This window comes from Enterococcus sp. AZ179 (assembly GCF_050498885.1).
Taxonomy (GTDB): Bacteria; Bacillota; Bacilli; order Lactobacillales; family Enterococcaceae; genus Enterococcus_D; species Enterococcus_D entomosocium.
In genome coordinates, this window is the sequence record NZ_JBMHEO010000001.1 from 2,034,732 (window position 1) to 2,049,861 (window position 15,130).

Sequence of the window (15,130 nt, forward strand, 5' to 3'; positions counted from 1 at the left end):
TCTGTTTTGATCGTATGTTTCTTTGCTTTTAAAATAACGCTTTTCACATTTGGTGCTAAGAGTAGCTGCTAAAATTTCTATCATAAAAAATACACCAAACATCCCAACTTTTCAGGGATTACGAGCAGCACACGAAAACAAGACAATGAATTTTTACGCTGCGCTTGAAAAGAAAAGCGTTTGTTAGGAGAGGAATCTTGAAAAAAGGTCTGATTTTTTTCGGATGTGAAAAAAATAGACACGCTAAGAGAAAAGAAAAATGGATACTTAGGAAAGGACTAAAATAGCAAACCATGCAATGAAAAAACTGACGGCGCTTCCTTCAAGAAGGCCGACAGTTGCCTTAGGTCAATGAATCGGTGTGATTCTTGGCTGAATCAGCTGTTCAATCGTTTTGTGGATGATCGTCCAGTCCGAAAGGGTAGGAACATTGGAAATTCGTAGTTGCTGAAATTTGGTGTTACTTTTCAGCTGCAAGTCAAAATTGCTAACGATCAAATCAATTTCTCGATGGATCAATTCTTGTTCATCAGGAGCCACTTCAAAAAAATAACTGATTTCTGTATGGTCATTTTTGAATAGCTCTGTTGATGCGGCTAAAAAGGCATCTAATCCAGCACCACCTTGAAAAGCAAAGGCCACTTTGAGATGCTTTTTCAACTGATTGCTAGAAGAAAGTTCGCTTAACAAGGTAAACGTAACTGCGACATGCTCTAAGTGAGTAAACGAAAAGAAACGACTTTGTTCATTAAACTGTTTCAACCATTTATTCCAAGCAAGGTAGTCCGTCTTGAATGTCGCTTCAACAAAGGTTTTGATCTGGGGATCGGCAAATTCGTAATTCGCAGAAATCATCGTTAACAAGCGGAGATTTACGAGATATGCGATGATTTTGTGTGATGCTGCAGGAAGGATAGCTATTCCAGGTTTCTTTAAAAAGGCAGCAACTTCTGCGAGAATTTCTGGTTTCTCTGTATGGTGAAAAATATAATCCGCCTCGCTTTCCCCATTAATATCCATCGTACTATACGAAATGCAGTGGAGAGCATTGAGGAAGATCCAAAGGAGTTCTTGTTGCGGCAAGTGGATGATCCGATATTTTTTCAAATAATGTTCGTTTAATATTTTTGAGAAAACAGCGAAGCGTTCTTTCTCTAATAGATTGCGTTCTAAAGACGGTGGCAATGTCAAAAAGTAAGAATAGCGCCACCTACGCTTGGCAATACTTAGCCATAGGGCAAGTCGATAATGACTGTAATGCAAATCTTTTTTGTTGGCTTCTTTTGCTTTTTGGACCAGAAGACGCGCATCTGCAGGGCTGTCTTTATCTAAGATCGTGCTATCGCCATAAGCGGAGAAAAAGACAAACAGACAAAAGCGAATATCGGCTTCGGTACCGATAAAATCAAGATGATTCGTTGCGATGGTCACAGAATAGGTTTGTAAAGATTTGTTCATATAACTGATCGTTCGCAACAGATGACTGCGGGAATAGCCAAATTCGATCGTTGCTCGGTGAATAGAGTATTTTTTATTATCAATGATACTAGACATGATTTTAAACTCCAACGTTTCCATGCCCAAAAGCTGAATGGCAGAATTGATTGAAGCATTTGGTGCATACTCAATCGAAACGATGTTGGATCCAGAAAGTTTGATCTTGACCAGATCTTCCGGCAAACTGTCGCTTAAAATACTTAATTCTTTAGAGACTGTAGGCAAGGAAAGTCCCAATAATGTCGCCAACTCTTGCGGGTGATACCCTGCGGGTGCTGCATTTAGCACTTGCAGAATTTTTACTTGACGAGAAAATGCCTTATCTCGATGTAAGTTGATGGATAAATTTTCTAACATTGATGTCACCACCTCTTTCAAGACCCTGTGGGAGCGATCAGCGATCGAATATAAAAACCATTCGTTTTAAGTAAATTATATAATACTCTGGGCCATTCAAGAAGTCTTATCCCTTGAAAATTGAAGGAATTCATGTTAAAGATGCGGCGCCCACATATTTTTGCGAAGGACAGTCATTTAAGGGAGTTATTTTATAGAAAACACCCCTGCCAGTTGCAGTCAACCAAAATTTGGACAGATTGGAACGGAAGTAAGTGTGAATAAAGTTTGGAAAAAGAAAAAGGAGAAAAAGTAAAAATGAAAAAACGCGTAGTTATAATTAAGAGTGGTTTAATAGGGATGCTGATTTTAGGGACAACCTTTCCAAGCACATGGCCGATCGCTCAGGCAACAGAAACACAACAAACAGAGCAGCAAACACCATTCATAGACTCATCGGTTCCCTTGCTGGCAGATTCAACAGGAAGCATGAACACAGGAGAAAAGACAGATACCCAAGAAGGAAATGCTGACGTCATATCTTCTGAAGCAACCGAAAGTGAAGTGGTGACCACCACTTCAAACTCAGAAACAAATCAATCTAACGCAGCTGATGCTGCAGAAAAAACTCAAATTTCAGTTACTGCCCCATCTGCTGAAACCAATGTAGAATCTACGGATAGTCAACCTCTCGCTGCAGAATCAACGAAGAGTATCGAGAGTTTCAACTACGATCTGACTGTAGAATATGATCCGATCAAGTATAAAGCACTGGTTTTGGATTTGCCAATCCCGGAAAAATACGCACACCAAACACTATACCAAGACCCGCAGCTGACAGAAGATTTTTATGTCTACAAAACGGATAAGGTATACATGCTAGTGGGACTATGGTATACAAGTGAAGTGACTGGTACCAATCAATTAAATATATCTTGGACAAGCTTCACAGGTTTTACGATCAACTATTACGGTTTAACAGCGGTTTTAGAATATACCGACGCTAACGGTAACCTTTTGTTTACAGCAACATATAATATTCGCTTTACAAATAGCCATCTGACCATTAAATATGTGGATGAGACTGGTATGGAGATCTATCCTTACCAAACGATCAATGATAGTACCAATGAGCCTTATGATGTCTCTACAAGTGCGTTTATTCCACAAATTCCGGGGTACATCCTTGATACCAGTCAACTGCCAACGAATGCAAAAGGTGTTCTTCCTCGTGGCGAAGTAACGGTGACGTACGTCTATCAAAAAGCACCGACTGACTATACCGATCTGACCGTGAAAGATACCACTATTTATGAACAGGATACATGGACAGCGGCGGATAATTTTGAGCAAGCTATTTCAAAAGAAGGCAAAACTTTGACTTATGAGGAATTTATTGCTGAGGGTGGTCGTGTTTCCGGACAAGTAGATACTAACAAAGCCGCTACGTATAAAATCAGTTATCAATTGAATCATGTGAGTAAAGAAGCAACGATACTCGTAAAACCACGATTCACTGCGATTAAGGTTCATGATTCTTCGATATACGTCGGCGATGACTGGGCCGCAGAAGATAACTTTGATCAAGCCGTAGATCGGGATAACAACCCAGTTTCGTTTGCGGATGTGAACGTTGAAGGAAGCGTAGATACTAAAAAAACGGGGTCCTATGAGGTAGTTTATCGTTATGATGGAGTAGCATCAAAAGCTGTGATCACCGTCAAAGCTGACCAAACCAAGGTGACTGCCCATGACAGCGAGTTGTACACAGGGGACAACTGGAAAGCTAAGGATAATTTCGATAGTGCAACAGATAGAGATGGTTCATCTGTTGATTTTGGGGATATCACTGTCACGGGGACTGTCGATACAACGCAAGCAGGAAAGTACGAGGTCACTTACAGCTATCACGGCGTAGAAAGCAAAGCCACTATCACCGTCAAAGCCAACCAAACGGCAGTCAAAGTCCACGATAGTGAGTTGTACACAGGGGATAACTGGACAGCTAAGGATAATTTCGATAATGCAACAGATAGAGACGGTTCATCTGTTGATTTTGGGGATATCACTGTCACAGGGATTGTCGATACGACGAAAGTAGGCGAGTATGAAGTTATATACAGCTATCATGACTTAGAAAGCAAAGCCCTTATCACCGTCAAAGCCGATCAAACTACAGTCAAAGTCCACGATAGCGAGTTGTACACAGGGGAAAACTGGACAGCCAAAGACAACTTCGATAGCGCAACAGATCGGGATGGTAAACCTGTTGATTTTGAAGATATCACCGTTACAGGAAAAGCAGACACAACGAAAGCAGGCGAGTACGAGGTCACTTACATTTATCGTGGTGTAGAAAGCAAAGCCACTATCACCGTCAAAGCGGATGAAACATCCCTAAAAGTCCACGATTCAACGATCAAGCAAGGCGATGAATGGTTGCCAGAAACAAACTTTGATTCTGCCACCGATCGTGATGGCAAAAAAGTAGCCTTTTCAGAAGTAGAAGTCAATGGCACAGTGAACAACAACATAGTCGGTCAATACACGGTTTCCTACCATTACGGAGCAGTGATTGCCCATGCCGTGATTACTATACAAGCAAAAGTCAGCGAAACACCTGACGAAACGCCAACAGAAGTACCAGAAGAAAATCGCCCGGAAAGTGAGTCGCCTGGGACTGAATTTCCTGAAACTGAAGCGTCTGATCCAATAACAGAAGAACCAATTAAGGCACGTCCTGAGACAGAGACGTCAGAAACAAACGATGATGAGAAAAACGAAAAACGTCCATCAGAACAATCAGACAACCCCTCAGCAACAGGACAGACAACACCGATCAAAGCAAGCAAACAATCCACTGTTAAGCAACTGCCAAAAACAGGAGAAACAAGCAGTGTTTTGCTAAGTGTTACAGGTATCCTATTCTTAATCGGCGGGTTGGTGCTCTTGTACCGTAAGAAATCATGGAGAAAATAACAATAGGATCGACAAAAGAGCTAGAAGAATAAAACATACAGGACGAACAAGCTGGATGAATTGCTTTAAGAGAGAACAAAAAAGCAATCACAAACATCAGCAATGTTCGTCCTGTTTATTTATATAGTGAGCAGCCGAGAGTACTAAGTTTAGCCAGCACTTGTATTTATGAAACGATTTCCTCTTTTTCCAGACTAAGATAACGATAAAAAGTTGATCGTTTTAACCCTGTTTGGGCACAGATATCCACAACAGCTTTTCCTTCTTTTTGATAAAGGTTCAATGCGTGTTGAATCAGTCCAGGATCGATTCGTGGGCGACCACCGATATTTCCTCTAGCACGAGCGGATTCTAAGCCTTCTTTGGTCCGTTCGACGATGATGTCTCGTTCGAATTGGCTAAAGGCTTGGAAAACAGTCATCATCAATTTCCCTTGTGGGGTTTGCGTATCAAAATTTTCTTTAATACTGATAAGCTTTACTCCTTTTTTTTCAAAAAAGTAGACAAGATCAATGAGATCTTTGGTACTTCTTCCTAGTCGCGAGAAACTTTCAATGATGATTTTATCGTTTTCTTTCACTCGTTTTTTTAATTTATTTAATTCAGGACGATTCGCACGAACACCACTGATCTTTTCCGTATAAATTTTATTGCACTCATACCGGTCAAGTAAATCTAACTGACGCGAGAGATCCTGTTGTCTTGTGGAGACACGTGCGTACCCATAAACCATATTTGTCATACGAATTCCTCCAGTTGCACAAAAATAAGTCTACATAGAGAATACCTTGTTTGTTCACTTAAGTACACATTCAAGAAGCTTCTTAATGTGAATTTGGGAAATAGGAAGGTTTTTTTATGCACCTAAATATTGTACTATAGTAAAGACACTAGTCGGTGAGGAAGAAACACGGAGGGGAAAATGAGAGAATTGCAGTTAAATTTTATGCTAAATAAGACGACCGTTCGCTGGCTTCAAATGTTAAATACTTTTGAGCGAGAACGGACTTGTTCCATCGCAAGTTTAGCAAACAAACTTGATGTGACCCAACGGACGATCAGCTCGGATATCAAAGAATTGAAAACCTATCTACAAGAGGCAGCCGAATTTTCGCTTGTAGCCAATGGCTATCATTTTAGGGAAACGAATCCGAAAAAATACTTGTCCCAAAAAAAGGAGCTTGTTGCAGAAGAAGGAATGTATCAAATCGTGGAAGCCATTTTCCACGGTGAATTCTGTTCGGTTGAAGAGTGGGCGCAGCGCTTGTATGTATCAGAAAGTACGATGCGTCGTTATTTGAATACTGCTTCTGTGACGTTGCGAAAGTATCATGTGGAGTGGATCTTGCAACCGGTTAATTTGAGTGGCTCCGAAGCCAATATTCGCAAGTTCTTTAAAGATTTTTATTATGAATCAGATGTCACCCCTCATACGCTCTTGCCCCCCAAAGAACTGATTGCACTAGTCAGTGATGTCTTCTCAGAAATTCCCGCAGAGCTGGTGAATACAGGCGTTTCTCCGAGTGATTTTTATTATAGCTTGTATATTGCGATCAAGCGTTACCAATTGGGAAAGACGGTTCAGATTCCTCAATCGTTGGCAAAAATCATCGAAACCCATGAGGCATTTGCCGTAATGAATGACTTAGCACCTAAAATCGAAGCGCTATACCGAGTAAGACTGCCGCAACAAGAAATTATGTGGCTTTATTTAGTGACCGTGATGAAACGGACTTTGACCGAGCCTGAAAAAGAGCAGCAATTCGTTGCATCGTTTGGACTGTATCCTGAACTCGAAGAACTGAGTCAGCGCTTCGTTCAAGAATGGGGCATTTCCTTTCAAGAGCCCCAACGGGTCAATACGATGATCCACGCCTTTTTCCTGTCAAAGAAAATCAATGAGCAACTGGCGCCCGTTTTAAATCACTTGCTAACAGAAGTAAAAAATGAAGCGCAGAAGCATCGTTCTGCCGCTTATCAAAGGAATCTGGCATTTATGAAGCAGCACCAAGCGATTCTTGGGATCAAGCAGGAGTATCTGGTAGATATTTGTGCGGCACTGACCCTTTACAGTGAAGCAATCAGGGAGCTCTATGCTCAAAAAGTCAGACGGATCGCATTGATAATAGAAGGCGATCTCTATGCCTGTCACACGATTCGTGCGCGATTTTTGCGTTATGTCGGCAATGATCATCTGGTATTTTTTCCAAAAATCAATGAATTGACGACCGATTATTTGAAGGGAAATGCCATTGATCTTGTGGTTACAAATTATAGCGAATATTTATCAGAGTTCATCTTATCGACAGATTATCTTTTGCTCAAAGCAATCCCCGATTATCAAGATTGGCAAAGAGTGATTGAAAAAATCGATCCTCAGTTAGGGCAAGCGTTAAACGCTCCCACAGCCTAATATACGTGTTGAAAAAGAGCATGACGAGGACATGTGTGGATAAATCAAAGAGAAAAGCCGCAACCGTTGCGATCGACGGTTGCGGCTTTTATTCGTTCATCTAATAAAAAAGGGAGTTATCTGAAAATAGGCCCACTGATCCTGAATACCAAAAGATTGGGTTATTTTGGTGAAAGAACAGCCTACGTTGAAACAGTTAGTTGGCATTTACTAGTTTATCAAAAATTGCTTCAAAGGTTTTGAACGTATCACTATCTAACTGACAAAGCCATAAAAGGTAGCTTTTTTCTTTGAATGTCCATTCGATCGAAGGGTAAGAGGCAATCAAGGCATGGTATTTCTCTCGTTGTTCACTGGTAGCTAATAACCACCGCTTCTCAAAAATCTTTTTCTCTTCCATTTTTATCTATCCCCCATAAAGAAACGTTGCCTGAAACTTCACTAACGGGCAACGTAAATCTAATGATATGCAGATCTATGTTTAGTATACCAAAGAAAAATGAATTTTTTTAGAAGATGTGTAAAATTACATACAATTTCTTTTATTTTGCTTTTTTTGGGACCTTTTTTGAAGAAAAGAAGCGTTCTGTTGAAAGGAACTGTTGTTAAAAATGTTTGTGATAATACTAAGAATTAGTAGGCAGAAACCTTGTATCCATCGTATTGAGTCAAGTGGTTACAGGTAATAACAAAAATGGACGATCCTTTTTAAATGATAAGGAATCGTCTTTTTTTTATAACACTTTTTTTTGCACAAACTTTTAAAATGCCTTATTTAAAAAGAAAATGAAAATCAATTTATTCATACAGGTTTGCAAATCTTGATTTATCGATTGATGATCAACCATGGTAAATTTAATCTCGTTAAAAACGATAAAATTTCGTCAAAAAAGCATTATTTTATAGCTCTAATTTAGGTTTTTAGAGAGTTTGTATCGAATAGGTTGTTCCGATAAGAGCTATAACTGATTTTTTTCGAGGGAGTAAGAAAGGGTGACTGATAAAAACGTGAAATGAATCTTTAAAGTACAAGAGAAAGAATAGAGAAAAAGGAGTTACTTATGAATAACAAATTTAGTAAAAAAGTCACAGGTTTATTGTTGATTAGTCATTTAACTTTATCGGCGTTGCCAATAAATGCGATGGCGACAGAAAAAACTGATAATTCTTCAGGAGTGACACAAGAGAGAATAGAAGCTCCAAATTTATTATCAGATAGTGAAGCAACTCAAAGCACAGAAAATGACCATACAGCAACCAATGAGCAAGCAGTTCAGGAAACAGAGGGTTCTCCTACTGAAAGTGAAGAAGCTCAAACAGAAGTTTCTACTGAGAACTCTTCAGAAAATAATGAAGTCGCAGAAAATGATGAACAAGCGGATGCACCAAATGAAGAAACCTCAGAAAGTAATTCTAACGAATCATCAGAAGACGCTGCTGAAACCCGTTCAACAAGGGCAAGTGTCCAAGTAACATCTGATGCTGAATTACGGACAGCGTTAGCCAATGCGACGGTTACACAAATCAGCTTAGCCAATAACATCACGATGACCAGTAGTGTGACATGGACAGGGACGACCAAAACGATTGAAGGTAATGGTCATACGTTAACCTTCGGGAATAATGTTCGGTTGTATGGAAATACGGTAAATCAAGGATTAAGTATCAGAAATGTGAGAATCGTGGCTCATGCAACAAATACGATCTATCAAAATAGAACGTCCAGTGTTTCCTTCACAAACGTTACTCATGAAAATAGTCATGCAACGGGGCGCTTACTCTATTTAGCCGCTAGCAATTCTTCAGCTAATTTCTTTGGCGAAAACCGATTAAATGCAGGTTCCTTGATTTGGGCTACTTCGAATGTCCGAATGAATATCGGCAGTGGTGCTTCTGTAGTTGCAAATAACAATGGAACAGCTCGTGCGATTTATCTTGCAAGTGGTGGTCGAATTGATTTAGGTGAAGGCAGTTTATTAGACGTTACTCAAAACAATCCTTCAAATACAGCAAAAGCAGTCTTGATCGAAGGAAGTGCCTCAAGCGTAGTAGTTAATTCGAATGCAACGTTTAAGATCACAAGTGCGCCAAATACGCAAAAAACACAAGAAGCATTGGGGTTGCGAGGTGCTTTGACCGTATTATCTGGGGGAACACTGGATGTCGTGGGAAGAAGCACGTATTCAACGGTAAACGTTGGACAATCAAGCACTTTCCACGAAGGATCAAATGTTCGAATCCAAAACAATCATACGAATGGAACCGCAATTGGGTCCTATCCAGGAACAACGAACTACACGATCCACTCATCGACAGGAATGCAAACTTGGAGAAGATCAGCTGATTTTTCAGGAGAGCCCAGCTTTAATTATCCAGAGTTTAGACAAGGTTCTTTCTCACTAAATACTTATACGAACAAACAAGTTACTTCGCGAATTGAATCCAATGACTCAATCTTCAACGCAACATTCAATAGTTCTCAAATCGGAAAAATCGCTTTTGGTGACTTTGTGGATACCGCAACGATTCAACAAACGACCATTGACGACTTAACCACAAGCTCAACGCACATTACGGGGCGAGCTGAGCCAAATGCCGATTTAGCAGTCACTATTGAAGGACAAGGAAGTTTAACGGGACGCGTTGCAAGTGATGGAACTTATCAATTTGCGATTCCGAACGCACCATTAGCAGTTGGAACAAAAGTGACTGTTACCGCAACGTCCAATGGTATTCAATCGGTTGCAGAAACAGTTGTAGAGGATAGTGAAAAAGAAACGATTGCCGAAACAACGATTTCCGAGCTAAATACTGACTCCACAAGTGTGACGGGAACGGCTGAGCCGAATGCTGAGATTACGATCAAAGCCGGTGACACGATCATTGCGAATGGACGAGTGGGTAGTGATGGCATCTATGCATTGACGATTGAGAAACAACAAGCTGGTACGGTAGTTACCGCCCAAGCAACCTTAAATGGCATTTCATCAAATATTGCAGAAACCATGGTTGAGCGAGCAACGATCGCCGAAACAACATTGAATGAGGTGACAACCACATCCACTACCGTTAGCGGAACAGCTGAACCCGATGCACATGTGGAAATCACGATTGGTGATGAAACGAAAAATGCCACTGTTGACAGTGATGGCAATTTTGAAGTAGAGATTGATCAACAAGCAGCGGGAACAATTATTACTGCTCAAGCAAGCATCGATGGATTGCAATCAAATATTGCTTCAACGATCGTTGTCACTGATCCAGCAAACACTGAAGGCACGATTACACCAGCAAGCTACAATGTTTCTTCGGCCGATCAGTTCCTGAGAGGGTCGTATACCGGTGATGTTGTATCTGCCCGTGTGTATGTAAATGGATCATCCGTTCGTGGTGGGAATTTTGCTGATGGTTCGTTTGAATTCTTTATCGGCAATCGCATCCAATCCGTAGATGATGTCGTAGAAATCGAAGCCTTGGATCAATATGGCAAAGTACTTGATCGGACAACCGTTGAATTAACTAGAGATTTGGCTGGTTCGATCACACCGGATCAATACCGTGTTGGCGAAACAATGATTACAGGGACCTTTACGGGTGATGTCAATTTTGCACGTTTAGTGATCAATGGCACGCCTTCTAATGCATGGGGTGGTACCTTCAATGCCGATGGCACCTTCTCGTTTTATGTAGCGAATCTTGGAATCAAAGCGGGCGATAAAGTTGAGATCCAAGCGTTGAACCGCCAAATTAACGGTAACACGGAAGCCATCGAAGTGCTAGAAACCAAAGAAGTAACAGTGATTGATCAACTTCAAGGGACGATCACACCGGATCAATACAGTTACACCGATACCATGATTACGGGAACCTTTACGGGAGATATCAATTTTGCCAACTTAGTGATTGATGGACAGTCAGTAGGGAACTGGGGTGGCACATTCAATAAAGAAACTGGCCGCTTTGAATTCTTTGTTCACGCACAATTTAGAGAACAGATCAGAACGGCAACGAAAGTAGAATTGCAAACCTACCATCGTGAAACAGTCGATGGACAAACGATTGATCATAAGCTGGTGTTGCAGCCGATAGAAATCGTCAAAGCAGCAGGCACGATTCAACCAGCAGCCTTCAAAGTGACAGAGAGTGAAATTACTGGAACCTTTACAGGCGATGTGAATTTCGCCAACTTGATCGTTGATGGACGTTCAATTTCATGGGGAGGCACCTTTAACACCGCAAACCAGACGTTTACTTACTTTGTCAATCAAACGACCCGCGACTTGATTCGCGATGCGGAAACAGTTGAATTGGTTGCTTACCATCGGGAGGTTGTTAGTGGCCGTCCGGTAGACACCGAATTGGATCGTAGTGTAGTCACTATCGACAAAGAATTTGTTGGCACAATTACGCCAAACCCTTACACATTAGGTGATCGAATCGTTACGGGAACCTATACAGGAGATGACATCAACTTTGGTCGACTTGAAATTGATGGCATGATCCTGTGGGTGAGCGGTTTTGCGGATGGTACCTTTACCGCCTACTTGAACCAAGAACAAGCCAACAGTGTGACAAAAGACAGCCAGATGACGATCTATGCATTGCATCGCTTTGCTGACTTAAGTACACGAGAGATTGCACAAGCAACCGTTTCAATCACAGAATAAGAAACAGAAACTACGAGAGCCCCTTGTACCTTGCCTGTTGCAAGGGGCTCTTCATTGATAGAAAGAGAGAAAGCAAATGAACATGAAGAAAAAAATCGTTAGCCTCTTTAGCCTTGCCCTCATGGGGAGTTTTTTAGCGGCTTGCTCGACGGATGACCAAGCAAAGACGGATACTACCCAAGGCAGCGAACCAATCGAACAAATCACGGATCAAAGCAATGCCGAGCCGCAATCGATCATTGGTGGATTAAAGATCATCATCGACAAACAAGAAATCAATCAAAAGAAAACAGAAGATGGGGAACAAGTATTACATACATTTACCATCACAGCAGAAAATATGGGATCAGTTGCCGCTGGATTAGGTTCGATTGATTTTCTTTTAGAAACTGAAGAGGGAGAATTTCTTGAACTTGATCATACCATGGCGATGTTTGGCAATGAGATCGCTGTAGGTGAAACCATCACTGGACAAGTTTCCTTTGCTTTAGAAGAAGGACAAGTGGCGAAAAAACTGATTTATAAACCCGGTGAAGAACAATTAGCAGAATGGGATGTTAAGAGCGAATGAAGGTAAACGTTATTGGATTGGGGTATATCGGGCTACCCACAGCACTTACTTTTGCAAACCATGGGATTGAAGTCGTTGGGGTTGATGTGTCAGAAACAGTCGTTCAATCACTTCAAGCAGGTCAGGCACCAATCGAAGAACCCGACATTGATCGCTATCTAGCACAAGCTTTAGCGAAAAAGACATTCAAGGCACAGTTGGTACCAGAAAAAGCGGATGTCTTTATTATTGCCGTACCAACGCCAAATATCGCCGATCAATTTGGTAGTTGCGACTTGTCCTACGTGAAAGCGGCGATGGCTGCTATCTTACCCTATCTTGAAAAAGGCAACACAGTCATTGTTGAATCGACCATTCAACCCCGCACGATGGAAGACATCGTTGGAACCTTTTTTGAAAAAGCAGGTTATACCATTGGAGAAGATCTCTATTTGTTGCATTGCCCAGAGCGAGTTTTGCCAGGGAAAATCTTTGAAGAGCTGGTGATGAACAATCGAATCATTGGTGGCATGACGAGCGCTTGCACCCAACAAGGCAAACGCATTTATCAGTCCTTCGTCAAAGGAAACGTGCTGGAGACTTCTGCAAGTATCGCTGAGCTATCGAAATTGATGGAAAACACCTATCGCGACTTGAACATTGCACTAGCCAATGAATTGGTCCAAATTGGGGATCGCCTAAACATTGATGCACTCCAAGTGATTGAGTTAGCCAATCAGCATCCACGGGTCAATATCCATCAACCGGGACCTGGTGTCGGCGGTCATTGCTTAGCAGTCGATCCGTATTTTGTTGTCGCGGCAGCACCTGATGACGCGAAGTTAATTCAATTGGGGCGGATGATCAATACAGAGATGCCTGAATTCATTATAAAAAAAGTCGAAGAGATCTTAGCGATTCATGGTGGAAACAAAATCGCGGTCCTAGGGTTGGCGTATAAGGGCAACATTGACGATGCCAGAGAAAGTCCGGCTGTTGAGATCGCCAAAAGATTGAAACAAAAGAAAGCTCTGCAAGTCACTACCTATGATCCTTATGTCGCCACTTCTGATGTTGCACAAATTGAAGCAGCACTAACAGACAGTGATCTGGCATTGATCCTCTGTGACCATGATGCCTTTAAAGACATAGCGCCGGCAGCCATTCAAGCGATGAAACAAAAAATCGTTTTTGACACGAAAAATATTGTGACAGGTAAAACGAGGTTCGAGGCTGCCTATTCTCTTGGGTCATTACCAAGCGCCCAGTAAATGGTTTGATTGCTATTTCTGTTATTGAAAGGGAAAACCAATGAATAAAGAAATAAATATGAAAAAATTGAAGCAAGTCCTTCAGCAACGAATAGGCTGGATCCTCATGATCATTAGTATTCCCTTACTAGCGATGTTGCTTTATCTAACCCTGTTTGCTGAACCCATTTATCAAAAAAGTGCACAGTTGCTGATTAGTCAGTCAGAAACGATAGCTGGCAATCGTCTGGAAAACCAGACGATTCAGGCAGACCTTCAACTCGTCAGTACCTATAGCACCATCATCATGAGTCCTCGCATCTTAAATGAAGTCAGTGAGGCGCTAGAGGAAAGCTACGATGTGTCTGAATTGTCGGAGATTTTGAGTGTTACCAATGCCACCAACTCGCAGATCATCGAAATCAACGCTTACCATCAAAGTCCGAAGATCGCAGCCGAAATCGCCAATACGACCGCCAGCGTTTTTAGTGAAGAGATCCCTAAAATCATGAACATTGATAATGTCACGATCTTAGCAGAAGGAACCGTTTTGCCACAAGAAACGCCTGCTCGTCCAAACAAGTTTTTGTTGTACAGTTTGACCACTTTTTTAAGTCTTCTTTTCGCTTTTACGTATGTGTTCCTCCTGTTGGTTTTTGAGCGCAGTTTTGCTTCGAATACGGAAATCGAAGAGGTCTTAGGGGTAAAGGTCATCGGAGAGATAAGCAAAGAAAAACGAGTTGCTTCGTTTAAAACCATCCAGTCGAGAAGCTTTAGAGGAAGGAAGCGTGTGTGATGCGTAGCATGAAGGAAAATTATTCCATCATCAGCGAACAAGTCAAGTTGATTCGCGAAAATGTCGACTATTTATGCCAACAACAAGATGCTCAAACGATTTTGATTACTTCAGGAGAAAGCGGTACGGGAAAATCCACGGTCTCGGCAAATTTGGCGGTCGCCTATGCCCAAAAAGGGAACCGAACCTTATTGATCGATGCGGATCTGCGTAAACCCACCCAACATTATTTGTTTTCACAAGAAATGCACGTGGGCTTGTCCAACTATATCCGACGGGACATCTCGATCGAAAGCTGTGTCCAACAAGTGATTTTAGAAGATTGCGAATTTTCAATCATCACTAGTGGAGCCATTATGTCAAACCCTAATGATCTGCTCGCTTCTTCGAAAATGACCGCAGCCTTGCAAGAGGTCAAACAACTATACGATGTGGTCATTATTGATACGCCACCAGTCAATGTCGTTTCGGATGCCTTGATCCTAGCCAAGAAAGTCGACGGTGTACTTTTAGTCGTTCATGCGGATAAAACGAACAAACAATCCGCAAAAAATGCCGTCAAAAAGCTACGCCTAGTTAACGCAAACATCTTAGGTGTCGTGGCGAATGGCACGGACACGGGTGAAAATTACTATTATTAAG

10 protein-coding genes are annotated in these 15,130 nt (G+C 41.5%); 7 read left to right on the top strand and 3 right to left on the bottom strand.

Annotated features, from left to right (window positions below; translation table 11 throughout):
- Positions 1–348: 348 nt before the first annotated feature.
- Positions 349–1,854, bottom strand: coding sequence for a helix-turn-helix domain-containing protein (locus IGI88_RS09585; RefSeq protein ID WP_429960385.1), 1,506 nt, complete (start codon positions 1,852–1,854; stop codon positions 349–351).
- A 297-nt stretch (positions 1,855–2,151) separates the two neighbouring features.
- Between IGI88_RS09585 and IGI88_RS09590 the strand changes: the two genes are divergently transcribed.
- Positions 2,152–4,812 (top strand): bacterial Ig-like domain-containing protein, encoded by a 2,661-nt coding sequence (locus IGI88_RS09590; RefSeq protein ID WP_301389255.1) that lies wholly within the window; start codon positions 2,152–2,154, stop codon positions 4,810–4,812.
- Between the two features lie 166 nt (positions 4,813–4,978).
- Here IGI88_RS09590 and IGI88_RS09595 read toward each other — a convergent pair whose 3' ends face one another.
- Positions 4,979–5,554: a recombinase family protein gene (locus tag IGI88_RS09595; RefSeq protein ID WP_005232006.1), complete on the bottom strand. Its 576-nt coding sequence runs from the start codon at positions 5,552–5,554 to the stop codon at positions 4,979–4,981.
- Positions 5,555–5,734: 180 nt separating this feature from the next.
- On the opposite strand from IGI88_RS09595, the gene IGI88_RS09600 reads away from it, so the two are divergent.
- Complete coding sequence (locus tag IGI88_RS09600) at positions 5,735–7,225, top strand: helix-turn-helix domain-containing protein (protein WP_429960386.1); 1,491 nt, start codon at positions 5,735–5,737, stop codon at positions 7,223–7,225.
- Positions 7,226–7,421: 196 nt separating this feature from the next.
- Here the strand turns inward: IGI88_RS09600 and IGI88_RS09605 are convergent, their stop codons facing one another.
- Complete coding sequence (locus IGI88_RS09605) at positions 7,422–7,625, bottom strand: hypothetical protein (protein WP_005232004.1); 204 nt, start codon at positions 7,623–7,625, stop codon at positions 7,422–7,424.
- Positions 7,626–8,286: 661 nt separating this feature from the next.
- Here IGI88_RS09605 and IGI88_RS09610 point away from each other — a divergent pair.
- From IGI88_RS09610 to IGI88_RS09630, 5 genes are all read left to right on the top strand, one after another.
- Positions 8,287–11,892, top strand: a complete 3,606-nt coding sequence (locus tag IGI88_RS09610; RefSeq protein ID WP_086372619.1) for an immunoglobulin-like domain-containing protein — start codon at positions 8,287–8,289, stop codon at positions 11,890–11,892.
- A 76-nt stretch (positions 11,893–11,968) separates the two neighbouring features.
- Positions 11,969–12,463, top strand: a complete 495-nt coding sequence (locus IGI88_RS09615; protein ID WP_008377972.1) for a hypothetical protein — start codon at positions 11,969–11,971, stop codon at positions 12,461–12,463.
- Positions 12,460–13,713 (top strand): nucleotide sugar dehydrogenase, encoded by a 1,254-nt coding sequence (locus IGI88_RS09620; protein ID WP_429960387.1) that lies wholly within the window; start codon positions 12,460–12,462, stop codon positions 13,711–13,713. The genes IGI88_RS09615 and IGI88_RS09620 overlap by 4 nt, the downstream gene beginning before the upstream one ends.
- A 40-nt stretch (positions 13,714–13,753) precedes the next feature.
- Entirely contained in the window at positions 13,754–14,488 is a 735-nt protein-coding gene (locus IGI88_RS09625; protein ID WP_086316894.1) for a YveK family protein, read from the top strand.
- Positions 14,488–15,129, top strand: coding sequence for a CpsD/CapB family tyrosine-protein kinase (locus IGI88_RS09630; RefSeq protein ID WP_008377979.1), 642 nt, complete (start codon positions 14,488–14,490; stop codon positions 15,127–15,129). Before IGI88_RS09625 ends, IGI88_RS09630 begins: the two co-directional genes overlap by 1 nt.
- Position 15,130 lies beyond the last annotated feature (1 nt).

Bases quoted from the DNA above. Each gene is read 5' to 3' on its own strand.
- IGI88_RS09585 (WP_429960385.1), bottom strand. From the start codon at position 1,854: ATGTTAGAAAATTTATCCATCAACTTACATCGAGATAAGGCATTTTCT.
- IGI88_RS09590 (WP_301389255.1), top strand. From the start codon at position 2,152: ATGAAAAAACGCGTAGTTATAATTAAGAGTGGTTTAATAGGGATGCTG.
- IGI88_RS09595 (WP_005232006.1), bottom strand. From the start codon at position 5,554: ATGACAAATATGGTTTATGGGTACGCACGTGTCTCCACAAGACAACAG.
- IGI88_RS09600 (WP_429960386.1), top strand. From the start codon at position 5,735: ATGAGAGAATTGCAGTTAAATTTTATGCTAAATAAGACGACCGTTCGC.
- IGI88_RS09605 (WP_005232004.1), bottom strand. From the start codon at position 7,625: ATGGAAGAGAAAAAGATTTTTGAGAAGCGGTGGTTATTAGCTACCAGT.
- IGI88_RS09610 (WP_086372619.1), top strand. From the start codon at position 8,287: ATGAATAACAAATTTAGTAAAAAAGTCACAGGTTTATTGTTGATTAGT.
- IGI88_RS09615 (WP_008377972.1), top strand. From the start codon at position 11,969: ATGAACATGAAGAAAAAAATCGTTAGCCTCTTTAGCCTTGCCCTCATG.
- IGI88_RS09620 (WP_429960387.1), top strand. From the start codon at position 12,460: ATGAAGGTAAACGTTATTGGATTGGGGTATATCGGGCTACCCACAGCA.
- IGI88_RS09625 (WP_086316894.1), top strand. From the start codon at position 13,754: ATGAATAAAGAAATAAATATGAAAAAATTGAAGCAAGTCCTTCAGCAA.
- IGI88_RS09630 (WP_008377979.1), top strand. From the start codon at position 14,488: ATGCGTAGCATGAAGGAAAATTATTCCATCATCAGCGAACAAGTCAAG.